22 protein-coding genes and 2 pseudogenes are annotated in these 23,475 nt (G+C 60.1%); 8 read left to right on the top strand and 16 right to left on the bottom strand.

The genetic code is table 11. From position 1 onward, the window contains the following. Positions 1-4: 4 nt before the first annotated feature. Positions 5-1,624, bottom strand: a complete 1,620-nt coding sequence (locus M5B99_RS02895) for a GGDEF domain-containing protein (protein ID WP_248802559.1) — start codon at positions 1,622-1,624, stop codon at positions 5-7. Between the two features lie 453 nt (positions 1,625-2,077). Here M5B99_RS02895 and M5B99_RS02890 point away from each other — a divergent pair, with 453 nt between their 5' ends. Beyond that, positions 2,078-2,737, top strand: a complete 660-nt coding sequence (locus tag M5B99_RS02890) for a methyltransferase family protein (RefSeq protein WP_248802558.1) — start codon at positions 2,078-2,080, stop codon at positions 2,735-2,737. 28 nt (positions 2,738-2,765) lie between these two features. Here the strand turns inward: M5B99_RS02890 and M5B99_RS02885 are convergent, their stop codons facing one another. Continuing rightward, on the bottom strand, positions 2,766-3,200 hold the full coding sequence (locus M5B99_RS02885) for a GNAT family N-acetyltransferase (protein WP_248802557.1): 435 nt from the start codon (positions 3,198-3,200) through the stop codon (positions 2,766-2,768). A 172-nt stretch (positions 3,201-3,372) separates the two neighbouring features. On the opposite strand from M5B99_RS02885, the gene M5B99_RS02880 reads away from it, so the two are divergent. Then, positions 3,373-4,296 carry an alpha/beta fold hydrolase gene (locus tag M5B99_RS02880; protein ID WP_248802556.1) on the top strand — a complete coding sequence of 308 codons (924 nt, stop codon included), beginning with the start codon at positions 3,373-3,375 and terminating at the stop codon, positions 4,294-4,296. A 167-nt stretch (positions 4,297-4,463) separates the two neighbouring features. Here M5B99_RS02880 and M5B99_RS02875 read toward each other — a convergent pair whose 3' ends face one another. The 4 genes from M5B99_RS02875 to M5B99_RS02860 all read right to left on the bottom strand — a co-directional run bounded on the left by M5B99_RS02875 (position 4,464) and on the right by M5B99_RS02860 (position 9,650). Further along, positions 4,464-4,931 (bottom strand): glycoside hydrolase family 6 protein, encoded by a 468-nt coding sequence (locus M5B99_RS02875; RefSeq protein WP_248802555.1) that lies wholly within the window; start codon positions 4,929-4,931, stop codon positions 4,464-4,466. Between the two features lie 51 nt (positions 4,932-4,982). Beyond that, entirely contained in the window at positions 4,983-6,353 is a 1,371-nt protein-coding gene (nhaA, locus tag M5B99_RS02870) for a Na+/H+ antiporter NhaA (protein WP_248802554.1), read from the bottom strand. Between the two features lie 167 nt (positions 6,354-6,520). Next, positions 6,521-7,843, bottom strand: a complete 1,323-nt coding sequence (locus M5B99_RS02865; protein ID WP_248802553.1) for a chloride channel protein — start codon at positions 7,841-7,843, stop codon at positions 6,521-6,523. Positions 7,844-7,976: 133 nt separating this feature from the next. Then, positions 7,977-9,650 carry a methyl-accepting chemotaxis protein gene (locus M5B99_RS02860; RefSeq protein WP_248802552.1) on the bottom strand — a complete coding sequence of 558 codons (1,674 nt, stop codon included), beginning with the start codon at positions 9,648-9,650 and terminating at the stop codon, positions 7,977-7,979. A gap of 393 nt (positions 9,651-10,043) precedes the next feature. Here M5B99_RS02860 and M5B99_RS02855 point away from each other — a divergent pair, with 393 nt between their 5' ends. Continuing rightward, positions 10,044-10,976 carry a chemotaxis protein CheV gene (locus M5B99_RS02855; protein ID WP_248802551.1) on the top strand — a complete coding sequence of 311 codons (933 nt, stop codon included), beginning with the start codon at positions 10,044-10,046 and terminating at the stop codon, positions 10,974-10,976. A gap of 66 nt (positions 10,977-11,042) precedes the next feature. Here M5B99_RS02855 and M5B99_RS02850 read toward each other — a convergent pair whose 3' ends face one another. Then, complete coding sequence (locus M5B99_RS02850; RefSeq protein ID WP_248802550.1) at positions 11,043-11,279, bottom strand: hypothetical protein; 237 nt, start codon at positions 11,277-11,279, stop codon at positions 11,043-11,045. Between the two features lie 173 nt (positions 11,280-11,452). On the opposite strand from M5B99_RS02850, the gene M5B99_RS02845 reads away from it, so the two are divergent. Then, positions 11,453-11,794, top strand: a complete 342-nt coding sequence (locus tag M5B99_RS02845) for a hypothetical protein (RefSeq protein WP_248802549.1) — start codon at positions 11,453-11,455, stop codon at positions 11,792-11,794. 267 nt (positions 11,795-12,061) lie between these two features. On the opposite strand, the pseudogene M5B99_RS02840 reads toward M5B99_RS02845, so the two are convergent. Continuing rightward, positions 12,062-12,187 (bottom strand): annotated as a pseudogene (locus M5B99_RS02840) (DUF3077 domain-containing protein); the annotation flags it as partial. Between the two features lie 271 nt (positions 12,188-12,458). Between M5B99_RS02840 and M5B99_RS02835 the strand changes: the two are divergent. After that, a complete protein-coding gene (locus M5B99_RS02835; protein ID WP_248802548.1) occupies positions 12,459-12,974 on the top strand; it encodes a cytochrome b/b6 domain-containing protein in 516 nt (171 codons plus the stop codon). Positions 12,975-12,977: 3 nt separating this feature from the next. On the opposite strand, the gene M5B99_RS02830 is transcribed toward M5B99_RS02835, so the two are convergent. From M5B99_RS02830 to M5B99_RS02815, 4 genes and pseudogenes are all read right to left on the bottom strand, one after another. Then, positions 12,978-13,331, bottom strand: a complete 354-nt coding sequence (locus M5B99_RS02830) for a VOC family protein (RefSeq protein ID WP_248802547.1) — start codon at positions 13,329-13,331, stop codon at positions 12,978-12,980. A gap of 140 nt (positions 13,332-13,471) precedes the next feature. Next, positions 13,472-13,558, bottom strand: a pseudogene (locus M5B99_RS02825) (VOC family protein); the annotation flags it as partial. A 63-nt stretch (positions 13,559-13,621) separates the two neighbouring features. Then, the gene (locus M5B99_RS02820; RefSeq protein WP_248802546.1) at positions 13,622-14,359 is read right to left on the bottom strand and encodes a substrate-binding periplasmic protein; all 738 of its coding nucleotides are present in this window, start codon (positions 14,357-14,359) and stop codon (positions 13,622-13,624) included. A gap of 138 nt (positions 14,360-14,497) precedes the next feature. Then, entirely contained in the window at positions 14,498-15,748 is a 1,251-nt protein-coding gene (locus M5B99_RS02815; RefSeq protein WP_248802545.1) for an OmpP1/FadL family transporter, read from the bottom strand. Between the two features lie 334 nt (positions 15,749-16,082). Between M5B99_RS02815 and M5B99_RS02810 the strand changes: the two genes are divergently transcribed. The 3 genes from M5B99_RS02810 (at position 16,083) to M5B99_RS02800 (ending at position 19,047) form a co-directional block, all read left to right on the top strand. Beyond that, a complete protein-coding gene (locus tag M5B99_RS02810) occupies positions 16,083-16,856 on the top strand; it encodes an SDR family oxidoreductase (RefSeq protein WP_248802544.1) in 774 nt (257 codons plus the stop codon). A gap of 75 nt (positions 16,857-16,931) precedes the next feature. After that, a complete protein-coding gene (locus M5B99_RS02805; RefSeq protein WP_248802543.1) occupies positions 16,932-18,134 on the top strand; it encodes a low temperature requirement protein A in 1,203 nt (400 codons plus the stop codon). A gap of 7 nt (positions 18,135-18,141) precedes the next feature. Beyond that, positions 18,142-19,047: a LysR family transcriptional regulator gene (locus tag M5B99_RS02800; RefSeq protein ID WP_248802542.1), complete on the top strand. Its 906-nt coding sequence runs from the start codon at positions 18,142-18,144 to the stop codon at positions 19,045-19,047. Positions 19,048-19,184: 137 nt separating this feature from the next. Here the strand turns inward: M5B99_RS02800 and M5B99_RS02795 are convergent, their stop codons facing one another. The 4 genes from M5B99_RS02795 to M5B99_RS02780 form a co-directional block, all read right to left on the bottom strand. Further along, the gene (locus M5B99_RS02795; protein ID WP_248802541.1) at positions 19,185-20,303 is read right to left on the bottom strand and encodes an agmatine/peptidylarginine deiminase; all 1,119 of its coding nucleotides are present in this window, start codon (positions 20,301-20,303) and stop codon (positions 19,185-19,187) included. Positions 20,304-20,399: 96 nt separating this feature from the next. Further along, on the bottom strand, positions 20,400-21,503 hold the full coding sequence (locus M5B99_RS02790) for an extracellular solute-binding protein (protein ID WP_248802540.1): 1,104 nt from the start codon (positions 21,501-21,503) through the stop codon (positions 20,400-20,402). Position 21,504: 1 nt separating this feature from the next. Further along, the gene (gene aguB / locus M5B99_RS02785; RefSeq protein ID WP_248802539.1) at positions 21,505-22,413 is read right to left on the bottom strand and encodes an N-carbamoylputrescine amidase; all 909 of its coding nucleotides are present in this window, start codon (positions 22,411-22,413) and stop codon (positions 21,505-21,507) included. A gap of 4 nt (positions 22,414-22,417) precedes the next feature. Next, positions 22,418-23,470 (bottom strand): agmatine/peptidylarginine deiminase, encoded by a 1,053-nt coding sequence (locus M5B99_RS02780; protein ID WP_248802538.1) that lies wholly within the window; start codon positions 23,468-23,470, stop codon positions 22,418-22,420. Between the last annotated feature and the right edge of the window lie 5 nt (positions 23,471-23,475).

Genomic DNA, 23,475 nt, shown 5'->3' with positions numbered 1-23,475 from the left:
CAAGCTACAGCGATTGTTCCGTGTCGCTGGCGGAGCCCATGCGCCGGGGCATGGGGAGAGGCCGGGCGCTGGGCAGATTGTCGGAAATAACCGTCCGGTTTCGGCCATTGGATTTCGCGACGTAGAGTGCTTTATCAGCAATATCGATCAGTTGCTCGGGGATGTCGGCTTTTGATCCGGATAATGCACTGATACCCAGGCTGATGGTGACGACTTTGGCTGGTGATTCGCCGTGTTGAATGGCGGCGCGCTCCACGTCCGTTCGGATCTTCTCGGCGATGATAAAAGCGCCGACATAATCGGTACTGGGGAGGACAATGGCAAACTCCTCTCCGCCATACCTGGCCGCAAGATCATGTTCCCGGGTGATATTTTTCTTGATGATGCTACTCACGGATTTCAGGCATTCATCGCCTTGTACGTGACCGTAATGGTCGTTGTACTTCTTGAACAGGTCAATATCAATCAGGATGAGGGCGAGGTCATCGGGTTTACGCTTGGCTTTGTTTATTTCCGAGCGGATAAACAGGTCGAACTTACGACGATTCGAGAGACCGGTCAATCCATCTTCGAGTGCCAGTTGCCCGAGCGCCTTGTTCGCCTCTATATAGATTCTTTCGGAGTGTTGCAGTTCTTTTTGTGCTTGAATCTGCTGGCTCATGATTTTTATGAGGCGATAGCCCAGCACACTGAGGATGAGCAGCAATATGGAGGATATGATAAGGCTCGCAAAGGACTCGCGACGCCAGTCCGCCAATATTTCATCTTTGTCAAAAGCCGCGATGACCACAAGAGGATAGCCATCAACACGTTGAAAGCTGATGATTCGTACGACATTGTCAATAAATGATCTTATTGTTGCAGTGCCCGAGGCGACACCGGGCACCAATAAGGCGAATACCTCCCCGCTTGAAATATCCGTACCCACTTCTGCGTCATGGAAGGGGTAGCGTACGATGATGTGCCCTGTCGAGGAGGCCAGGTTGATGATGCCATGCTTGCCGATGTCGATGTTGTTGTAGAGGTTGAGGAAATATTTAAGATAGAGGGTGGCCATTGTCACACCGGCAAAGCTGCCGTCAGGATGATTGATCCTGCGCGATAGGGTGATGACCCATTCGTTTGTTAATCGGCTGCGAATGGGCGGGCCCAGGAATGGAGCGGAATCGGTATGGTCGCGATGGTAGATGAAATAGTCGCGGTCCGAGTTGTTCAGGTTGGACTGGTTTCTATCGTTTGAGTTTAATAGCCAACGTCCATGTTCGTCGTAAATGGAAAAGCCATAGATTTGTGGCAGGTATTTTTGTTGGAGCTTTAATATCATCTTCAGCTTTTTCAATTCTTCCGGTCCGGTACCTTCACCATTTAACTGTGACTGGACCCCGAGTATGACGGTGTCGGCTTGGGTGAGGGTGGCCGCTATACTTGACGACAAGGCCTTGGAAAGGTTTGACATCTCGACTTTTTTATCGTGCAAGTGATACGCCAGGGAGTTGAAGGCCCCCCAGATGCTGATGCCGATCAATGAGATGCAGACCGCTGCCACAAAAAGAATTACATGACCGATCTTGAGCGTGCTGTCCGCCCATTTGGCGCTGAAAGCCGAGGTCGTTTTTGTAAACATCTACAACGCATCCATATGGCTGAAATGGCTCTGTGTAGCTTAGTTTTTTTTTACCAAAGTCAAATCATCTTTTTGAATGTTATTGGTTGTTGTTTTTGTCTTTTCGAGTGTAATTGAGAGGATCTGCGAGATGTCCGGCAAGGCCGACTCGAAATCGTTGACGGCCTGGCGGGTGCCTGAGCGCCTATGCCTGACGTCACTGCGCATACTGCCGCGTCAGCGCTGCAAAGTCCTGCGGATCGGGGAACCCCTCGAGGCCATGCATGGCCCCGGTAGCGACCTCCTGGATTAACAATAAAATTATACAAAATAATTTTTTATTCCTTATGGAATAAATTGGTTTTCCGGGGGACTTCTTGCAAACCGTGGGCTAGAGCGTTACCGGCCGCTGGCTGAGACCTATGCTTCTACACTGAAAGCGGCAGCTATCAGGGTTATCCCGTCGAGGGCAGCATGAAAATCTCACTTCGCTTGGCGTTTTTCAGCATTGCGGCGACGCTGGGCTATCTCTGGCTCGCGGTCTGGGGCTTCGGCGGCTGGGCGGCATTTGCTGCCCAGCCGGCGTTGCTGGTGATCGCCGTGGTGACCCTGCTGTTGGCGGCGACGGCGCTGTTCACCGAAGGCAATCTCAGCCCCGGCGTGCGTGAAGATCGCGGCAATCGCTGGGTGATCCCGGTCATTGGCGTCCTCGGCTTGATGCTGGTGGGGCTGGCGCCCTGGACGGCTCGCCTGGGCTGGTGGACCTTTGGCGGTGAGGGCGTGCGTTGGCTCGGTGTGCTGCTGTTTGCCGTTGGCGGGGTGTTGCGGATGTGGCCGGTGTTCGTGTTGGGCAAGCGCTTCAGCGGGCTGGTGGCGATTCAGCCGGGGCACCGGCTGGTGACTACCGGTCTCTATCGTTTCTTGCGCAACCCGAGTTACCTCGGATTGCTGGTCAATTCACTCGGTTGGGCGCTGGCTTTTCGCTCCGGCGTCGGGGTGTTGCTGACGGCGTTGACGCTGGTCCCGTTGATAGCGCGCATGCACTCGGAGGAAGCCTTGCTCAAGGCCGAGTTTGGCGAGGAGTACGAGGCTTATCGCTCACGTACCTGGCGCCTGTTGCCCTGGGTCTATTGAGCCGGACGTCTGATGCCGAGCCGCCTGGTCAGGCATTCTGATTACCCGGTCGGGTAAACGAATAGCGGTCGATATCCTGCCTGAGCTGCCAGCCCTGGCTTTGCCAGTAGGCGGCAGCGGCCTCATTGGTCTTGAACACATCGAGGTGACACTTGAGGATTCCGTGTGCCTCCAGCATCGACAGGCAGCGTTCGACCAGTGCATTGGCGATGCCCCGGCGGCGATAGCGGGGCAGGACCAGCAGGTGCTGCAAGTAGCCCCGGCGACCGTCATGCCCGGACATGACGCAGCCAGCGAGGTCACCGTCGACTTCCGCTATGAAGCTCATCTCCGGATTTCGCTCCAGGTACCGGGCGGTCGACTCACGGGAGTCGGCATCACGCAGGGAGATGCCCGGGGTATTGCGCATCAGGTCGATGACTGCCGGGTAATCGTCCATTGTCATGGCGCGGATATGGATCATGGGGCTGAGCCTGGCTGGGTGGATGGTCGGGCCGATCAGCCTATCAGAAGTCACTCAAGGGTTGTCACGCCGATCCGGCACGGCGTCTTGCTGGCGGATGCCCGTTCTGTTTTTATGACTCGACCGGTCGTGCGGAGACTGGTTTCGCCAACCCTGTTCCGGAGAAGTGTTGATGTTCCTGATCCTTGCCCTGATCGTCCTCCTCGTCGTATGGGGATGGTGGACCTATCCACGTGTAGGAGGTCTGCTGTTTGACCTGATCACGAGTCTGGAAGCACGGCTCTCCCGGGTGAAGGAAGTCCCGGTGGCGATTGAGCGGATGACTTTGTCGACCTTCCAGGGCGGGACTCAAAGCAACACGCCGCCGCTGTTGCTGATCCACGGTTTCAGTGCCGACAAGACCCTCTGGCTGCGCTTTGCGCGATCCTTCGTTGCCGACCACCGGGTGATCATTCCCGACCTGGCCGGGCACGGCAAAAGTGGTTTCGAAACGGGTGGCGACTACAGTATCGCGACCCAGGCGCAACGCATGGTCGAACTGCTGGACGCCAGCGGGATCGACAAAGTGCATGTGGTCGGCAGCTCCATGGGCGCTTACGTCGGTACCTGGCTGGCGGCGCATTTTTCGGAGCGGGTGCTGTCCCTGGCGTTGATGGGACCGGTGGGGGTCAACCTGCCGCAACCCAATGAAGTGGAAGAGTTGGTCAAGCAAGGCAGGAACCCTTTTCTGATCCGCTCGCGGGCGGAGTTCGATCGGTTCTTCTCCATGACCATGGCCTCGCCGCCCTGGATACCTGGCGTGTTGTTGGCGGCGGAGTCGCAGACCTATATCGATCGGCGTCCTGAACTGGCGGAAATCTTCGACGACTTCCATGACAGCCCGCGCATGGAACCCTGGCTGAACAATATCCATGTTCCGACCTTGCTGCTGTGGGGTCGCGAAGACCGCATGGTCCCCCTGGCCAGTGCAAAAACCTGGATCGCCGGCATTCCCCATGCGCGCCTGGAGTGTTGGGACGGCGTGGGCCATCTGCCGATGGTCGAGCGCCCGGAGCAGACGGCGGCGCAGTATCGTGAGTTTCTGGCGGAGCAGTGAGTGGCGCGCGCACGGCACGCGTATCCACGAGGGTCTTGCGAGCGAGCACTGCTGCCGAAGCGGTACAATCCCGATATCCTGTCGGGCTTACTTCACTAACGCGGATCACGCCATGCCCAGGTTGTCCTTGGCCATCCGAGTGCTGTTCGCGTGTTGCCTGCTGGTTGCTACCGCCAACCACTTGCGGGCAGATCTTCAGCATGGATTCTTCTGGGACTACGGGTATGGGGAAAGTGCGCACTGGGCCAGTCCAGAGGGCAGCCTATTGAGCTGAGCCAGATCGCAGGCCAAGTGCTGACCTGTCGGATCAACGGTATCGAATTCTGCGCCGCATTGAGCAACGCCAGGCGCTCATCGCGCTTTTGCTGGGTCAGGCATTCACTGTCTGCCAGCGCATCCGGCTCCAGAATGAGCACCGCGGGCTTGTCGCCAATGCCGGTGATAAACCGGTCTATCCAGTCTCGATACTCCAAGGCATTTTCCGCACCACCCGCCGATGCGCCGCCGACTGCAGTGATATGAAGATGACGCAGGCGTTGAGAATGGCTGCCTTGGGCATTAACTGCTTCTCTGCAAAACAGGGCGGTTTTCCGCCTGCGGATCGCGGCCTTAAAAACAGTCGATGGATGACCCATCACTGTCGTACGAGCAGTCGTCTTTGATTAGGCGGAGAAATCCGAACGGGCCTATGAGATGGGCTCATGAATGCGCTGGGAAAGCTTTGATCGAGTCCTCCCCCAGAGCAACCCCAGCACCGCCGCCAGGGACGACGCGGCGAGCACGCTCAGTTTTGCCGCCGAGAGTAGTCTCGGGTCGGTAAACGCCAGCGACGAAATGAAAATCGACATGGTAAATCCAATACCCGCCAGCAGACCGACCAGGGCGACACCACTCCAGGTCACGCCTTCAGGCAGCCTGCAGATGTTCAGCTTGACCAGAACCACGCTGGCCAGCATGACCCCCAGGGGCTTGCCCAGTACCAGCGCCAGTATCACCCCCATGAACAGATGCAGGGACAGCCCATCGTCCAGATTGACCCCCTGCAGGCTGACGCCCGCGTTTGCCAGTGCGAAGAGCGGCATGACACCAAACGCCACCCACGGATGCAACCCGGCCTGAACGCGCTGGACCGGCGGCAACATTTCCCGCTGGGCCTGCCGGAGTTGCTTCAGGGGTTTGGCCACGGTCTGTGGGCTATCGCCCGAGGCGGAAAATCGCTCCATCAGCTCTTCGAACGTCCGCCCGATGGTCTCCAGCGGTTGTTCCTTGGCGGGCCGGGAGCTGACCGGGGTCATCAGGCCGAGAATCACGCCTGCCAGGGTCGGATGCACGCCGGTCTTCAACAGCCCGAACCAGACGATGGCCCCCGGCAGCAGGTACGCATACGCCTTGCCGATGCCCATCCGCTGAAACACCAGCACCAGCAACAGGCCGCCAGCCGCGATCACCAGGCCCAGGTAATCCAGGCTGGCGGCATAGAAGATGGCAATGATCAGGATGGCGACGATATCATCGATAATTGCCAGGGCCAGCAACAGGACGCGCACCCCGCTTGGAATCGATTTGCCCAACAGGGCAAGGACGCCCACGGCAAAGGCAATGTCCGTGGCGGTGGGTACGGCCCAGCCGTTGGCTGCCGGGGTACCGTGGTTGAGCAGGGTGTAGATGAGCGCCGGCATCAGCACGCCGCCCAAGGCGGCACCCAGGGGCAGGGTGGCCAGCTTTAGGTTGGCCAGTGCCCCGTCCTTGATCTCCTGGCGGATTTCAGCCCCTACCACCAGGAAAAAGATGGTCATCAGTCCATCGTTGACCAGAAAGTGCAGTGAGCGCGAGACCGTGAAGTCGCCCAGGCCCACGGTGAGCGGGGTGTTCCAGAAATGTTCGTAGGAGTCGGCGACCGAGCTGTTGGCCCAGATAAGGGCCGCAATCGCGGCCAGCAGAAGCACGATGCCGCTGAAGGCTTCGATATGCGAGAAGCGCTCCAAGGCCGACAAGGCGCGTTCGGTCAGAGCCTGCGGGCGAGGGATGGAAGGCGACGCTGGGTGTCTTTCAGGCACAGCAATTCTCCGTTGGCGGCCCGACCAACGTTTATGCTTTAACCTGCGCTGTGCCGTATGCAGCAGCGCACCCAGCGCGATGATAAGAACCTGACGGGCGAGATGCAAATCTCCTGTGCCACACGACTCGATGGAGGCCTGCTGGCTCGTTGCGACCCAGCCTTGGGTTATGGGGTTTCTTTTTTAGAGGCGCTGCCATCGTCCGAAGACTGAAGAAACCCCCGGGCCATCTGCTGGTACAACTCGGGGCTCATCCGTGAACTGACCGCCTTGGCAATCAGCGCAACGGCCATGAGGCTGATCACCATCCCATGGCTGTCGATCATCTCCATCACAATGATCGCGGAAGTGATGGGGGACTGCGTCACGGCGGCCAGAAAGCCGACCATGCACAGGGCAATCATCGGTTGCGCGGCCAGGCCGAAAAAGTCGGCGGCATTGGCACCCACGGCGGCGCCGACGGCCAGGGAAGGGGCAAAAATACCGCCGGGAATACCGGAAAAATAAGTCACGAGGGTGGCGAGAAAGCGCGTGACAGGCGCGTGCCAAGGCAGGCCGGTATCGGAGGCAATGATATGGGTGGTGATGCCGTAACCGCTGCCAAATGACATCCCACCACTCAACCAACCCAGGATCGCCACCAGCAGCCCGCAAGCGCCTGCGAACCAGACCGGGTGCGTGCGACGCCACTCCCAGACGACAAAGTGCCGATGGCGCTGGGGCCACAGCAACATGCGGCTGAACAAGCCGCCCAGCAGCCCACAGCCGATACCTGTCGCCAGCGCCGCAATGGCGATGTCGAGTGTGATCTCTTGAACGTTGAAGTGACCGAAATAGTTGTAGTTGCCCTGCAAGGCGATGGCGACCATCCCCGACAGGATAATGGTGCTGAGCAGCACGCCGCTGGTTCTGGTTTCCAGCTTGCGTCCCAGTTCCTCCACCGCAAACGCGACACCGGCGAGGGGCGTGTTGAACGCGGCGGCGATGCCCGCCGCGCCGCCAGCGAGGATCAGGTCTTCGCTACGGATAATGCGTGCATTGGGCAGGTAGCGGTGAAAGAAATGCATGATCGAGGCGGCGACCTGGACCGAGGGGCCTTCGCGTCCCGCGGAAAAGCCGCCGGTCAGCGCCAATGTGCCGAGGCCTATCTTGGCGAAGGCGATACGCAGCGACACCAAGTGGTTGACCGGCGCGCCCTTGTGGGCCAAGCGGGTGGCGGCGATCACCTGGGGAATGCCACTGCCTTGGGCTCCGACAAAAAAGCGCGTGGTCATCCATACCACCAGCATGCCGACCAGCGGGGTGTAGATGAAGGGCAACCAGGGATGTTCGGCGGTGTGCTGGGCAAATTGTGTCAGCGCAAGGTCAGCCAGCCTGGCGAACATCACTACCAGCAATCCCGCGAGAGTTGCGGCAGCCCAGAGGGTCACACGAGTGCGCCAGCGGATGGAGGCAAAACGACGGCGTAGCAGTAACGATGGTTTGATCACCCGGCGGGATTCCAGTTGAGGTTCAGGACGGCGCTAGGAGCAAGATTAGCCCGATAAGCGATCCCTTCCAACGGGTTTCGCGTGTGTCGAAATGCTCCTGCGCCGAGCCCTGCCTGACCTATGGTGCCGCCTGTCAGAGTGAGAAGCGCGCCAGCATCCCGTCCAGCTCCACTGCCAGCCGCCCCAGCTCCTGGCTGGCGGTGCTGGTTTGCGCGGCGCCGCTGGCGGTCTGCATGGACAGGTCGCGGATGCGCACCAGGTTGTGGTCCACCTCGCGTGCCACTTGGGCCTGCTGCTCGGCGGCGGTGGCGATCACCAGGTTGCGCTCATCAATGCCGGCCACCGACCGGGAGATACTCCCCAGCACATCCTTGGCCACCTGCGCGCGCTGCCGTGTGCGGCCGGCCTGGGCGGCGCTTTCGGCCAGGGCCAGGACCGTGTCGCCGGTGCCCTGATGAATGCCGTCCATCATCTTTTCGATTTCCCGCGTTGACGCATCGGTACGCTGCGCCAAGCCGCGTACTTCATCGGCCACCACGGCAAAACCACGTCCCGCGTCACCGGCCCGGGCCGCCTCGATGGCCGCGTTGAGCGCCAGCAGGTTGGTCTGCGCGGCCACGCTGCGGATCACCTCCAGCACCTTGCTGATGCCCTGGGTTTCGATTGCCAGGGCCTGGGCGCGAAGGCTGGCCTGTTCGACCTGATCGGCCAGGACGCTGATATCGGCCATGGTCTCGTCCAATTGCTGCTGGCCTTCGCGCACGGCCGTGCTGGAGCTGCGCGACTCGCTGGAGGTCTCCACGGCATTGCGCGCCACTTCCTCGACCACCTGGCTCATCTGGGTGACGGCAGTGGCGGCGTGTTCGATCTCGCCGTATTGCTGATGCAGGTCCTGGGCGCTGTCGTGCATGATCGCCCCCATCTCCTGGGTGGCCGCGTTCAGGCGGCCGACGGCGCCACCGATCTGATTGATCACCGCGTGCAACTGATCGCGCATGTGCCCGAGCATCTGCAGCAGCTGCGCCACTTCGTCCTGGCCATGGGCGATCACCAGTTGGCTGAGATCGCCGGCGGCCACGGTCTTGGCCACCTGCAAGGCCTGGCGCAGCGGTCGGGTGATGCTCACGCTCAGTCGCCAGGCCTGCAACAGCATCAGCACCAGCGCCACGGCGATGACAATGGGCAGCAGCAGTTGGACCTTCTTGAAGGTGCTGGCGGTATTTTCCAGGGCTTGCGCGGTGGTCTGCTTGTTCAGCTCGCGGAGCAATTGCACCTGCATGTCCATCATCGAACCCTGGTTGGACAGGTCGTTGTTGGACAGGTTGGTAGCCTCGCTGATTTTCTTCTGCTCGACCAGGTCGATGGCCTGCTTGAACAGGCTGACAAACTGCTGCGCAGCATCCTGCAGCAACTTGATCGAGTCCCGCTCTGTCCCGTCCGGGACCTTGGCCAGGTACTCGGTAAACCCCTGGTTCACCTCGGCGCTGAGCTGCTGCAGGTTGATCTTGCGGTTGACCAGTTCGGCCGGGTCATTGGCAAACACCAACAACAGCGCGGCCTCGGTGCGCATCTTGGCCAGGTCGATGGCGATGGCGTCGGCCTGGGCGATACTCGACAGCGGTCCTTGCTCGATCAACTCGCCCTGGTGGCGAATATGTTGCATTGCCGTCAGACAAAAGCCGCCCAGGGCCACCAGCAACAAGGCGCAGAGGCCGAAGCTGGCCAGCAGGCGCTTACCGATACTCAGGCGGCGCAACAGGGCGGGTCGTTGGGAAGACTTGCGGGAAAAGGCGAAACGAAGGTTCACAGGGGCGGGCTCTTAGTGAGAACTACACCATTGGTTGTAACAAAATTGCATGATGGCTTTATGACACTTTTGTGGATGGCAGGAATTTCATGTTCGGACTGTGATGGCGCTGCTCCTTGCGGGCGGAGGGTGGTCAGGCGAGCTACGCTCTAGGGAATTTCCTACCCTGTATCCTGCGATCCCTACCCAAAAATAGGGATGCGCCGATGGCGGAGGGGCACGCATGCGGCGATGATTTTTTAACGCCAGTCAGCGCTCACAGCCTCTATTGCGCGATCCGCTTGATCGTGTTTACGCCTTTTGGAACGACTTCGCAGGTGGCGGACCAACGATATCAACCACTCCCGACCACGGTGGGCGGGGACTGGCAATTGAGTGCTCAAGGGGGTGGTGATGGCAGGTCTGATGGAGTCCGTGAACAGTCGAACCCAGCTGGTGGGGCAGAATCGCCTCGAATTGCTGTTGTTCCGCTTCGACGAGCGTCAACTCTATGGCATCAACGTGTTCAAGGTGCGAGAGGTCATGCCCTGTCCCGCGTTGCATATCATGCCCAAGTCCCACCCCGTGGTCTGCGGTGTGGCCACTATTCGCGGCATCGCCATTCCGATCCTCGATCTGGCGCGGGCCACCGGTTTGCCTGGGGTCCAGGACATGGCCTCGGCGTTCGTGATCATTACCGAATACAACACCAAGACCCAGGGTTTCCTGGTCTCGGCGGTCGAGCATATTGTGAATCTGAACTGGGAGGATATTCATCCGCCCCCCAAGGGCAGTGGCGCCGATCATTACCTGACCGCCGTGACCCGGGTCGATAACCGGCTGGTGGAAATCATTGATGTCGAGAAGGTCTTGTCCGAGGTGGCGCCCACCAGTGAAGTCATCTCCCTGGGGGTGATCGATGCCCAGACCAATGCCAAGGCTCCCGAATTCATCGTACTGACGGTGGACGACTCGGTCGTGGCCCGCAAGCAGGTCAGTCGCTGCCTGGAATCGGTAGGCGTAAAGGTGATTGCACTCAATGATGGTCGCCAGGCGCTGGATTACCTGCATGGCATGCTCGACGGGGGAAAGTCACCGGCGGACGAACTGCTGATGATGATCTCCGATATAGAAATGCCGGAGATGGACGGTTACACCCTGACCGCCGAGGTGAGAAATGACCCTCGACTGCAGAAGTTGCATATTGTTTTGCACACGTCTTTATCGGGCATTTTCAACCAGGCGATGATCAAGAAGGTCGGAGCGGATGATTTTTTGGCCAAGTTTCGCCCCGATGACCTGGCCAGTCGCGTGGTTGCGCGTATACAGGCGGTCGGCAAGGGCTGATCGCCTGTTGGCGCTCAATGCGAAGCGGGCCGTGGGCCGGGGGAGGCATCGCTCATGCTCGGTTCGCTAGAGCCAGGTATTCACCACCCGTCTATCCAGCTCCTCCCAATCCGCCATGCCCAATACCCGCGTGGTGTTCAGCCCGCGCAGATAACCGCGCAACTGATTGGCGGTGGCTTGGGTCAGAACCGGGTCGGCCGCGTTTTCGGACAGCAGCACGGTTTCGTACTGGACCAGGTAATCGGCCACTCGCTCACGGAAATCAGGCAAAACGGCGTCGCGGATCAAGTCAAACGTTCTCAATGAGGTGTCCTCATTCATCTTTTCTAATTGTGATTGGGTGTGTCGTTGCCTGCATGGCGCGCATCTATTGCTAGACGTAATACCGACCATCACGAAATGCAGGTTTTACTTTGTCGAGAATAACCGGAAAATCAGCGGCATCGAACACACAGTTTGTTTTCAGGATGAGATTGATGCGCCCTTTATTTGTGCCTGCCCTGGCGTTTGGCTCCTTGTTGCTGGCCGGTTGTGCCTCCGCGCCGAATGACCCGACCCTGACCTTGCAGACCAGCAAGACCCCAGCCCAGTACGCTGATTGCGTCATACCGAAATTGCAGCGCAGCGCGTTGAACCCGATCGTCTCGCAGACCCAGCACAGCTACCGGATCGTGGTGACAAGCAAAGTCTCGGCGGACAACGTGCTGGAAGCCCACAAGGCCGGGACGGGCGGGAAGGTATTTGTTTACGAGCGGCATTTGTTGGCTTCGAATTTCCTGCCTTCGAGTTTCGAGCGTGCGGCGCAGGATTGCATCTGAGTTCGGCCGGTAAGCGCTTTTTATCGCGCCGCTTTGGTTGACCGCAACTGACCATTTTTTTGCCCCGCACCGTATTCGGTGGCGGGGCTTTTTTTGTTTGCGAATGAGCGACACCTGAGCTGCTCTTGCTCGATGAGTACAAAAGTGCCGCAGTGCATCAGGTAGCCCGCGTCATCGTTAACGTCCATCGCGAGCAAGCTTGCTCCTACAACAGCCGTTTGGTGCGGGCCGGCAATTGCGAATGGTCAGTAACTTCCGATTCCCAGCCTAGGCCTTTTGGCCAGACAACATTCTCTGGTTCAGGTCATCAACCAGCGCTTTGCCCATTTCGCAAAGGTAGTGGGACGCCCAGGCATAACGTTCTCCATCCTTCTCCATGGCCGCGTCCAGCGCCTGATTTCTTGGCGGGTTTCCAGGCCCGGTCGCTGAATGAGCAGCGACATTCGAAGCCTAGTGCCCAGGCCGCACAGCGACAAGGCCAGGATGATTACCGATTGTGGCGAGGGCAATTCATCGACGCAGCGTATCCCAACCCCGCAAACGCTCAGGGTAGGGCGGCCAAGGCCTTGCAGTGCGAATAGCGGGAGAGTACCGTGGCACTGCAAATCTAAATGCAAATCTTTCTTAATATTTGGCGCCGCGCGATTTTATGGTCCACCTCGTCTTGCAATCACCCCCCAAGCCCTACACGACTACCCGTATCTACCTGCATTGGATCTCCGCGCTGGTTATCCTCTGGGCCACGTTGAGCGGCTTCGGTGTGACCTTGCTACCTGTCAATCATCCACTTCGTCAGTGGGTGGAAAGCGTCAATCCGCAAATAACCTCGCTGTTTATCCCGCTATTTGCCTGGCGCTTGTGGCTGTACTTGAGCACATCGTCCGAACAGTCGACGGGGACCGGAGATCTGCAGAAAAACATCGCCAAACTGACCCATACCCTGATCTATCTCTGCGTCAGTGGCGTATTGCTGACCGGGGTGGTGATGATGAACCATCCCGTGCTGTTGCTTGGGATCATGCCGTTGCCGCAGTTGCTTCATTCCCTGCCAGCCCTGGCGGAGATTCAGCAACTGCATCATCTGCTCTGCACGATGTTGGCCGCGCTGGTGGCGTTGCACCTGGCAGCTGTGGTGCGGCATCAGCTTCGCGGCAACCCGGTGCTGCGTCGGATGCTATAAAGTTCAGTCACTGTGTTGCAGTACATTGATCAACGTACCCAACGGATCACGCACGAAGAATCGCCGCACGCCCCAGGGTTCGACGGTCAGCGGGTAGGGGATCTCGTAGTCGGCACGTTGCGCCCGTTCGAACACCGCGTCGAGGTTGTCCACTTCGATGGACAGTTGCGGTACCGGCGCGCCGGAGCCACCTTCACTGGCGATGCTCAGTTGCGCGACGGCCTGACTGTCGGAGGCCAGGGTGATGATCCAGCCGTGGTCCATCACCGGGGCGATATCGAACAGCTCGCTATAAAAAGTCGCGATCTCGGCGGGGCGCTGGCTGGTCAGGTTGGCGATGATGCGGCGGACGGTCATAACGGGCTCCTGGTGAGGCGGGAGCGTTCAGCATAGTCGGATTTCCTCCCTGTCCAAACGCTTGACCCCAAGCCCTGCTGCTAACCCTTCAGCGCCGCTTCGATCAGCGCGATATCGATCTTTCTCATGCCCATCATGGCCTAGAACGCTCGCTTGGCCGCCGCTTGATCAGGATTGGCGATCGCGCTCATCAAGGCCCGTGGGGTGATCTGCCACGACAGCCCCCAGAGGCAGAGGTCGACTCAAAGTTGACAGTGTTTACGAAGCGGGTTCGGGCTGTTTCCGCGTTTTCATTGCCTGTACCGGTCCTGGATGCGCTCCAGCTCGCCCGAGCGGCGCAGTTGCTCCAGGGCGCCGGCCCAGGCAGCCACCAGTTTGTCGTCACAGTCGCGGCTGAAGGCGATGTACAGCGATGAGCGATAGAGCTCGATGGGTATCTGCCGCAGCGTACCGGGAGCGATGTCCAACTGGCTGCTGTAGTAAGCCACCCCCGCAGCGGTGTCGCCTATGATGATGCCGGTACGTCCGGCCAGCAGCATGCGGTAGAGCTGCCGACTCTCGGTCGCAACTTTTTCCAGGTTATTGAAGCCCCGTGCCTGCAGGACCTCGGGGATCAGGCCGGCCTGTCTGGTCGTGATCCGGGGGGCATGCAGCAGTTGCTCCAGGGAATTCACGGGAGGCTGCGCATTGGCTAACTGATAGGGGTAAATGGACTCTTCGACGATCGGTCCGACCCACTTGTATAACGGTTCGCGCTGTGCGGTGCGGAACAGGGAATACATGATGGTCCTGGGCCGGGTATTCAATGCGTGGGTGCTTCGCATGCTGGGCAGCAGCAGCACCTCAAAGTTATCCCCGGTCAGCGCCATTATGTCCCGGACGATCTCCGTGGACATGCCGGTGAGCTGATTGTTCTCCAGGTAGTTGTAGGGCGCCCACTCTTCAGTAACGACCTGATACTGCTCGGCCCGGACGGGAGTGCCGAGCAATAGACAGAGTATCGCTGCAGTCAGTGTCGAATGTTTCACGTGTCCTGCCAGGAGGGCTATGCAGCGATCGAGGGTGGTTCTGATCAACAGAGTGAAATCAGTATAGCCCCCTGGCACACGTTTAACGCCTGATGCGCTCCGGTAAACAGCCGGCGCGCGCTGCAGGCTCGCGCTGTATCAGAACTTGTACGTAAAGCCCAGGCCATAGCCCCAGGCGCTGTTTGAGTACTGAGCGCTGTAGGAGCCTTTTTGCGGGTTGTTCAGGTTGACGTTGACGTCTTCTTCCTTGAGGTAGGAGACGGCGAGGTCGATGGTCAGGTCGTCGGTCGGGCTGTAGCCGGCACCGAAGCTGATGACACGGCGATCACCCGTCGGGATACGCACGGAACGGTCGGTGTTGTTGGTCGGTGCCTGGTCGAACGACAAGCCGCTGCGCAGGACCCATTCCTTGTTGACCCGGTAGGACACGCCAATGGCCGAGGCCCAGGTGTCATGCCAGTTCTGGGGCTCGGTGCTGCTGGTCAGCTGACCGGCGAGCGGGCCGGTCACACCCTGGTTGTTGATGGTGATGTTTTGCAGGCGGCTCCAGCGGGTCCAGGTGGCACCGCCATAGACGGTCCACTGATCATCCAGTTTCTGGGTGAGCGAGAAGTCCACGTTCTCTGGTGTGGTGATATCCAGGGAGGTCTTGTAGCGGGCGTTGGGAATACCGAAACCGGTGAGGCCGGTGACGCTGGTGTGGCCGTCCAGCGAGTAGCTGACCTTGGAGTGGTAGGTCAGGCCCAGGCGGGTGGTATCGGTCGGTTGGACAATCACACCGACGTTGTAGCCCACTGCCGTGTCGTCGCCCTTGACGTCGACAAAGCCGTTACCAATCGGCAACGTGGAGCTCAGCTCGCCGTTGATACGGTTGAAGGTCGGACCGAAGCCGATGGAAACCACGTCGTTGATGGCGTAGCTGACAGTCGGTTGCAGGGTGACAACCTTGACTTCGCTCTTCTGGCCGTAGTTGCTGCCGGCAAAGCCACTTTCATAATCGGTGATCAGGCCGAAAGGCGCGTAGGCGCCCAGACCCACTGCCCAGCCGTTGCCCAGCTGTTTGACGAAGAAGGCATTGGGGACGGACGTGAACGGGACCATATCACCGTCGTTGGTGCCGCCCGGGCGACCGCCGCTGGTGTTCTTGATATCGGTCTTGGCATCCAGCACCGCGACACCGGCAGTCACCTGGTCGCGCTTGAGCAGCGACATGCCGGCCGGGTTACCGTAAAGGGTGCTGGCATCTTCGGCGGAAGACGAGCGACCGGCATAACCGGTCCCCATCCCGCTGATGCTTTGTTCGTTGATGGCAATACCACTGGCGAAAAGTTGGCTGGAGGCCAGGGTTACGGCAAGGCTGAGTGTGGTCTTGAGCATGACTTTTTTCATTATTAGAACTCTGGGGGTAATCACGTGCGGCGCAAATTACCAATGTTTCAGTTTTGATGCCATAGGCTGTATTGCCTGAGATAGAGCGGTTTGTAGGGCAATCCGACCAGATTTGGTCGATTCTTTCCGAGAATAAGTATTTGTTATGAATCACGATAGAAGTGGCTGATGAGTCATGGCTTTTTCAGCGCCTGCCGAGATTTTCTCAAGTGGCTGCTGTTCGGCACTGATGATTAGTCGCACTCTCTGGACAGTCCATCCACTATTCACTGGCTTATCTTTGTGCAATGCCTCTCTAGACTGTGGCGTACTTTCATTCGCCAGGAGCTACGCCATGCCGGACCATTCCATCAAAGGTAAAGTGGTGCTTGTCGCCGGGGGCGCCAAGAATCTGGGCGGGCTTATCGCTCGGGACCTGGCGCAACAGGGGGCCAAGGCCGTGGTGGTGCATTACAACAGCGCCGCCAGCCAGCCTGACGCCGAGGCCACCGTGGCGGCGATCAAGGCGCTGGGCGCCGAGGCCGTGGCGTTGCAGGCTGATCTGACCACGGCCGGCGCGGTGGAAAAGCTTTTCAAGGACGCGGTGGCGGCCGTTGGACGGCCGGACATTGCGATCAACACCGTCGGCAAAGTCTTGAAAAAGCCGATGGCTGACATCAGTGAGGCCGAGTACGACGAAATGATGGCGGTCAATGCCAAGTCCGCGTTCTTCTTTATCAAGGAGGCGGGCAAACAGCTCAACGACAACGGCAAGATCTGCTCCATCGTCACCTCGCTGCTAGGCGCGTTCACGCCTTTCTATGCGGCCTATGCCGGCGGCAAGGCCCCCGTCGAGCACTTTACTCGGGCTGCGGCGAAAGAGTTGGGCGCGCGCGGCATTTCGGTTACGGCGGTGGGCCCGGGGCCCATGGACACGCCGTTTTTCTACCCGGCTGAAGGGCAGGACGCGGTCAACTACCATAAAACTGCGGCGGCCCTGTCGCCATTCTCCCGCACCGGGTTGACCGATATCGGAGACGTGGTGCCGTTCATTCGCAATCTGGTCAGCGACGGCTGGTGGGTCACCGGCCAGACGATCCTGATCAACGGCGGCTACACCACCAAGTGAGCCGATAAAAACATTGCAACCCCGGCAGGCTGCGTTGACACTTTTTCCCGACACCACCAGGCCACGGGGTTTGACATGAGCGTAAACCAGCACGCGCATCATCCTTTGCTTCGCCAGCGCGACGGCCATCATGCGCGGGTAACCTTCGAAGAGCTGATGTTCGACCTGGTGTATGTGTTCGCCGTGACGCAGCTCAGTCACGGCCTGCTCCATCATCTGACCTTGGTTGGGGTGATGCAGACCCTGGTCCTGTGGTTTGCCGTATGGCTGGGCTGGCAGTACACCGGCTGGGTCACCAACTGGTTCGATCCGGAGACGCCGTTGATGCGGGGGCTGATCTTTGCCCTGATGATCCCGGCCCTGCTGATGGCCGCGAGCATTCCCGAAGCCTTTGGCGAGCGCGGATTGGTCTTTGCCCTGGCCTATGTGTCGATACAGGTCGGGCGCACGGGGTTTATCGTGCTGCAACTGCCACGCGAGCATCCCCTGGCGCCCAATTTCAGACGCATGCTCGGCTGGGTGGGGGTGGCCGCGCTGTTCTGGGTGGCTGGTGCCTGTGTGGAGGGGCCGCTGCGTATTGGCTTGTGGCTGCTTGCCGTGTTGTGCGAGTACATCTCGCCGATGTTCGGTTTCGCTTTCCCCGGCCTGGGACGTTCGCGGACGAGTGACTGGACCATCGAGGGCGGTCATCTGGCCGAGCGCTGCCAGTTGTTCGTCATTGTCGCCCTGGGCGAAACCCTGCTGGCCAGCGGCGCGGTCCTGGGCGAAACCGAGCAGTGGGGCATGCCCATTCTACTGGGCCTGCTGGCGACGTTCCTCGGTACCCTGGCGATGTGGTGGTTGTACTTCGGTACCGCTGGCAAGGACGCCACCCTGCGTATCACCAACGCCGACGATCCGGGCCGCCTCGGGGCCTACTTCCACTATATTCACGCCATTCTGGTAGCGGGCATCATCACCACGGCGGTGGGCAACGATCTGGTGATGCTGCATCCCGAGCGGCACCTGTCGACGGCTGATGCCATGACCTTGGTGGCCGGTCCGATGATCTACCTGTTCGGCAGCATTTTGTACAAGCGTGTGGTGTATCGAGTGCTGCCCAAGTCCCATCTCGCCGGGCTGTTGTTTTTGCTGGCGCTGGTGCCTGTCGCCTATGCCACGGACCTGCTGCTGATGAGCTGGCTGACCACTGCGGTGATGCTGCTGGTGTGCGCCATCGAAAGCCGCGTGGTCAGGCGCTATCGTGCCCGGCACGCCAACGCAACCCTCAAGCATTGACGGGCACATGGACAGAATCGAACAGTACCGGGTCTTCCTTCAGGTAGCCGAGCTTGGCAGTTTCATCCAGGCTGCGCGGGTGTTGAAGCTGCCACGGGCTACCGTGTCCGCGGCCGTGCAGAAACTGGAGGCGGACGTCGGCACGCGCTTGCTGCATCGCACCACGCGCAAGGTCTGCCTGACCGCCGACGGCAGCCAGTTGCTGGCACGTGCGCGCCAGGTGTTGCTGGATATCGATGATATCGACCAACTCTTCCAAACCCATCAGCAGCACGTCGTTGGGCGGTTGAATGTCAATGCGCCGAGTCGCATCGCTCGACGTCTGATCATCCCGGCGTTGCCCGATCTGCTGGGTCGCTACCCGGGCCTTCAGCTCTGTTTGGGCTCCACTGATCGGGCCATCAATCCGATAGAGGAGGGGGTCGATTGCGTGATTCGTTTCGGTACGCCGCAGAGCAGCAGCCTGGTGGTAAAACCATTGGGGCAGGTGGTACTGGTCAACTGTGCGAGCCCGGGCTATCTGGCGGAATTTGGCGTTCCGGAGCATCCCGATGATTTAGAGGACGGGCATCTGTGTGTCGGTTATGCGCCCACCATCGGCGGCCAGGAGTTACCTTGGGAATACGTCCTCGACGGCGTCGAACAGTCCCGGTCGCTGCCCAGTCAGATTGTTGTGAACAACGCTGAAAACTACATCGCCAGCTGCTGTGCCGGACTGGGACTGATTCAGGTACCGTTGTTCGATGTCCAGCATCTGTTGGCCGTCGAGGTGCTGGTTGAAGTCATGCCCGCGTACCGCGCGACACCCATGGCGGTTTCGGTGTTGTATCCTGATCGGCGCCAGCGCTCGCGTCGGCTCGGGATGTTTATCGAGTGGTTCGCGACGCTGATCGGGCCTTTCCTGACGCGATGATCAACGGCGGCTTCAGCAGGGCGCCGCTGCTGGTAAGTCTCCGCTCCCAATCCGTGCGACGGAAAATGGGTTTGCCCGTGTCTTCATGCGCAAACCCATGCCCGGTTGACGTTGCCCCGCCGTAGGCGTCACGGCATCTATGGCTGCTGATGGGTGACACAGTGAATGCCGCCACCTCCCGCCGCGATCGCGTCGATGTTGAGCTGGATGACCTTGTGTTTCGGGTACAGCCTGGACAACAGGTCGAAGGCCGCGGCGTCCGCCAGCTTGTCGCCGAACTGCGGGGCGATGATGGCTCCGTTGAGAATAAAGTAGTTGATGTAACCCGCCGCAAAGTCCGGATTGTTTTTGCTGAATCGACTGTTACGCGGGTTCAACGGTGGCGACAGCGTATGTACCTGTAATGGACGACCCTCGGCGTCGCTGGCCTTCTTCAGAATATCCAGATGGGCCAGCGTCACCGGGTGATCGTAGGACTGCGGATCGGTGTCGAGGTTGGCAATCACCACGCCGGGGCTGACAAAGCGTGCATAGAAATCGACATGGGCGTCGGTGATGTCCTTGCCCTTGATGCCTGGCAGCCAGATGATCTTGCGCAGTCCCAGGCGCGCTTTCAGTTCTTCTTCGACTTCGGCCTTGCTCCAGCCGGGGTTGCGGTTGGCGTTGATCCAGCTGCTTTCGGTCATGATGCCGGTGCCGTGACCGTCGACCTCGATACCGCCGCCTTCGCCCACCAGCGAGCTACGCAGATAGGTCGCGCCGCTGTCCTGCGCCAGCAGAGCCGCGACTCGGGCATCGTTGGCGTGTCGCTGCTTATTTCCCCAGCCATTGAAGTTGAAGTCCACCGCGCCCAGTTCGCCTGTTTCGGTGATGACAAAGTTGGCGCCGATATCGCGCATCCAGATATCGTCCAATTCGGTCATGACGAAGGTGGTGTTGTGGCTGCCACAGTGTTTTTCGGCCAAGCCTCTTTCGTGCTCGCGGCACAATACCGTGACCGGTTGGTACTGGGCGATGGTGCGGGCAATCAGGCCTATGGCGGCTTGTACATCGGCGGTGAAGTCTTCCCAGATGGCTGTCTGCGCACCGAAGGCGACGAAGGCACGCCGTTGCCTGCCTCGCTCATCGGGCATGAACCAGCGGCGATTGACGCTGGACGAAGCCCGGGAGACGTCAACGCCCAGGCCCATGGCGGCGATCACACCCAGGCCTGCGACCACTGAAACCTGCTTGATCAATTCACGACGTGTTGGCATCTGCTGTCCTCTCGATCCAATCGTTATACGGTAATCAGGCACTACGCTTTGCAGCGCCCGTGTTTCAAATCAACGGATGAGCGGCGGGGTGCCCACTCACTTGACGGTGGCGGTCTTGAACTTGGTCCAGGCGCGCATCCGGGCGCGCATGTCGGCCTGGGAAATATCCTTGCCGGGAATCAGCCGCTCGAAGGTGGCTTCGTCCGGGTAGATCTGCGGGTTGTTGCGCATCAGCGGATCGACACTGGGCCGGGCCTTGGCGTTGGCGGTCGGGTAGCCGGTGAAATTGCTGATCGCCGCCATGTTCTCCGGGCGCATGACGAAGTTGATAAAGGCATAGGCGTACTCGGGATGCTCGGCGTCGACCGGGATCGCCATGGTGTCCATCCACACCGTGGTGCCTTCCCGTGGGATGTGGTACTGGAACGTGGTTTTCCTGCCTGCGGCATCGGCGGCCCGTTGCGCCTGGGTCATATCCCCGCTGTAACCGAGCGACAGGCACACGTCGCCGTTGACCAGATCCGTCACCGGCTGCGATTGGAACTTGCGGATGTATGGCCGTAGCTTGAGCAGGAGTTCACTGGCGGCGGCCAGGTCCTGTGGCTTGGCGCTGCGCGGATCACGGCCGAGGTAGTTGAGCACCACCGCCAGCACTTCATCCGGCGAGTCGATCAGGCTGATCCCGCAGTCGGCGAACCTGGCCGCCAGTTCCGGCTTGAACAGCAGGTCCAGGCTCTTCACCGGCGCATCGGGCAGGCGCTTGTTGATCTGCTCGGCGTTGTAGGTCAGGCCGATGGTGCCCCAGGTGTAGGGTACGGTGGCCTTGTTCGAGTCGGCGTACTGGCGGCGCAACTTCTGCAGGCCGGGTTCGATATCATCCAGGGCGATGAGCTTCGAGGCGTCCAGCGGCTGGAGGCTGCCGGCGCGCATCAGGCGCACGCCCACGGTGTCGCCCGGGAAGATCAGGTCATAGCCGCTGCCGCCGGCCATCATCTTGGCTTCCAGGGTCTCGCTGCCATCCATGATGTCGTAGATCACCTTGATCCCGGTTTCGGCGGTGAACCTGGCCAAGGTGTCCTCGGCGAAGTAATCGGCCCAGTTGTACAGCTTCAAGGTCTTTTCTTGCGCCTGCACCGACGACAGGACGGCGCTCAGCGCCAAGCCCAAGGTGCAAAGCCATTGCTTGCGGGTCATCTTCATGTCAAATCCCCTGGGTTTTCCAATGAGCATTGATGGAACAGCCATCCAGGCCTGACAACGGTCCGTACATTTCCGGACGGCGGTCGCGGTAGATGCCCCAGGTCAGTCGCTCGGCGCGCATAGCGCACAGGTCCAGGCTGTGCAGGAATACGCCAGTGCTGTCGCGGTCGGCCTCGGCGAGGAGCTTGCCCTTGTGGTCGCAGATGAAGGACGAGCCATAGAAGCCCATCCGCAGGCTCGGATCGGTGGTTGCCACTTCCCGGCCGACCCGGTTGGCGGCCACCACCGGCAGGAGGTTGGCCGCCGCATGGCCGCGCATGGTCATCTGCCAGTGATCACGGGAGTCCAGCGCCGCTGCGCCGGGTTCCGAACCGATGGCCGTCGGAAACAGCAATACTTCAGCGCCCATCAGGGCCAGGCAACGGGCGGTCTCGGGGAACCATTGGTCCCAGCAGATTCCCACCCCGAGGCGGCCGAAGGCGGTGTCCCAGACCCGGAAGCCGGTGTCGCCGGGGCTGAAGTACTCCTTCTCCTGGTAACCGATGGCGTTGGGGATATGGGTCTTGCGATAGACCCCGAGCAAGCGTCCGTCGGCATCGGCCACGCTCAACGAGTTGAAAAATGCGTTACCGGCTTGCTCGAACCAGCTCAGCGGCAGCACCACGCCCAGTTCCCGGGCCAGCGCGGCAAAGCGTTTGAGGACCTGGCTGTGCTGATACTCCTCGGCCAGCGCCAGGTGTTTGTGATCTTGCTCGATGCAGAAATACGGTGTGGCGAACAGCTCCTGCAGCAGGATCACCTGCGCGCCCTGGGTGGCGGCGTCACGCACCAGCTGTTCGGCCTGATCGAGGTTGTGCGCCAGGTCCCAGGTACAGGGCATCTGGGTGGTGGCAATCTTCAGCAGACTCATGGCGTTACTCCTTTACCGGCCAGGCGGGCTGCTGCTGGGTGATGCAATGCACGCCACCGCCGCCATGGGCCAACTGGTTGATTTGCACCGGTACCACTTCGCGCGCCGGGAAGGCCGTTGCCAGTACTTCAGCCGCCGCCTGGTCGGCGCCGATGCCGTAGGCCGGCATGATGATCGCGCCGTTGGCGATGTAGAAATTGGTGTAGGAGGCGCAAAACACTTCAGCCTCGGTGTCCACGGCGGCGCTGGCTTCGAACAGGTCGATCAGTTCGAAGCGTCGTCCCTGGGCATCGCTGGCCAACTCCAGGGCGCGACGGTTTTCCCGCACCACTTCGGCGTAGACGGAGCCGCGCTCGTGTGTCGCATCCACCAGCAGCAGGCCGGGGCGGGCGAAGGCGCAGACGCCATCGACATGGCCGTCGGTCATGTCGCCGGTCACATGATCCGGGTCGCCCGGTAGCCAGATGGTTTTCTTCACGCCGAGCAGGCGACTGAAGATCGCCTCCATTTCGGCCTTGCTCATGCCCGGGTTGCGGTTGGGGTTGAGCAGCACCGATTCGGTGGTGATCAGCGTGCCTTCGCCGTCGACATGAATCGCACCGCCTTCGTTGCCCAGGGGCGTGCTGAAGCCTTCCAGGCCGAGGTGATTGAGCACCCGTCGGGCCAGGCCTTCGTCCAGGTCAAAGGCCGATTTGCCGCCCCAGGCATTGAAGCGCCAGCTGACACCGGCCACTCCTTGCTGCGGATGGCAGATGAACGTTGGCCCGGAGTCACGGCACCAACTGTCGTTGACCGCCATTTCGATGAGTTCGATGTTCGCGTTGCACAGGGCGGCGGCACTGGCTCGCGCCGAAGGATCGACCAGCATCTTCACCGGCTCGAAACGGGCAATGGCGTTGGCGACACGGGCAAAGTCGATTTGCACCTGGGCGAGCGTCACGCCCCAGCCGGATTCCCACAAGGGCTGGTTGTGGGGCCAGACCATCCAGGTTGCCGCATGGGGCGACCACTCCGCGGGCATCGACCAACCATTGCTCTGAATGCCATTGCATTGCATGCTTG

It is taken from the genome of Pseudomonas sp. MWU13-2100 (genome assembly GCF_023242365.1).
GTDB lineage: Bacteria > Pseudomonadota > Gammaproteobacteria > Pseudomonadales > Pseudomonadaceae > Aquipseudomonas.
Note: the sequence above shows the minus strand (reverse complement) of the source record. Positions and strands in the feature narration are given on the sequence as shown.

Bases quoted from the DNA above. Each gene is read 5' to 3' on its own strand.
- M5B99_RS02880 (WP_248802556.1), top strand. From the start codon at position 3,373: ATGTTCCTGATCCTTGCCCTGATCGTCCTCCTCGTCGTATGGGGATGG.
- M5B99_RS02855 (WP_248802551.1), top strand. From the start codon at position 10,044: ATGGCAGGTCTGATGGAGTCCGTGAACAGTCGAACCCAGCTGGTGGGG.
- M5B99_RS02815 (WP_248802545.1), bottom strand. From the start codon at position 15,748: ATGAAAAAAGTCATGCTCAAGACCACACTCAGCCTTGCCGTAACCCTG.
- M5B99_RS02800 (WP_248802542.1), top strand. From the start codon at position 18,142: ATGGACAGAATCGAACAGTACCGGGTCTTCCTTCAGGTAGCCGAGCTT.
- M5B99_RS02795 (WP_248802541.1), bottom strand. From the start codon at position 20,303: ATGCCAACACGTCGTGAATTGATCAAGCAGGTTTCAGTGGTCGCAGGC.
- M5B99_RS02790 (WP_248802540.1), bottom strand. From the start codon at position 21,503: ATGAAGATGACCCGCAAGCAATGGCTTTGCACCTTGGGCTTGGCGCTG.
- M5B99_RS02810 (WP_248802544.1), top strand. From the start codon at position 16,083: ATGCCGGACCATTCCATCAAAGGTAAAGTGGTGCTTGTCGCCGGGGGC.
- M5B99_RS02890 (WP_248802558.1), top strand. From the start codon at position 2,078: ATGAAAATCTCACTTCGCTTGGCGTTTTTCAGCATTGCGGCGACGCTG.
- M5B99_RS02885 (WP_248802557.1), bottom strand. From the start codon at position 3,200: ATGATCCATATCCGCGCCATGACAATGGACGATTACCCGGCAGTCATC.
- M5B99_RS02805 (WP_248802543.1), top strand. From the start codon at position 16,932: ATGAGCGTAAACCAGCACGCGCATCATCCTTTGCTTCGCCAGCGCGAC.
- aguB (WP_248802539.1), bottom strand. From the start codon at position 22,413: ATGAGTCTGCTGAAGATTGCCACCACCCAGATGCCCTGTACCTGGGAC.
- M5B99_RS02895 (WP_248802559.1), bottom strand. From the start codon at position 1,624: ATGTTTACAAAAACGACCTCGGCTTTCAGCGCCAAATGGGCGGACAGC.
- M5B99_RS02845 (WP_248802549.1), top strand. From the start codon at position 11,453: ATGCGCCCTTTATTTGTGCCTGCCCTGGCGTTTGGCTCCTTGTTGCTG.
- M5B99_RS02830 (WP_248802547.1), bottom strand. From the start codon at position 13,331: ATGACCGTCCGCCGCATCATCGCCAACCTGACCAGCCAGCGCCCCGCC.
- M5B99_RS02780 (WP_248802538.1), bottom strand. From the start codon at position 23,470: ATGCAATGCAATGGCATTCAGAGCAATGGTTGGTCGATGCCCGCGGAG.
- M5B99_RS02875 (WP_248802555.1), bottom strand. From the start codon at position 4,931: ATGGGTCATCCATCGACTGTTTTTAAGGCCGCGATCCGCAGGCGGAAA.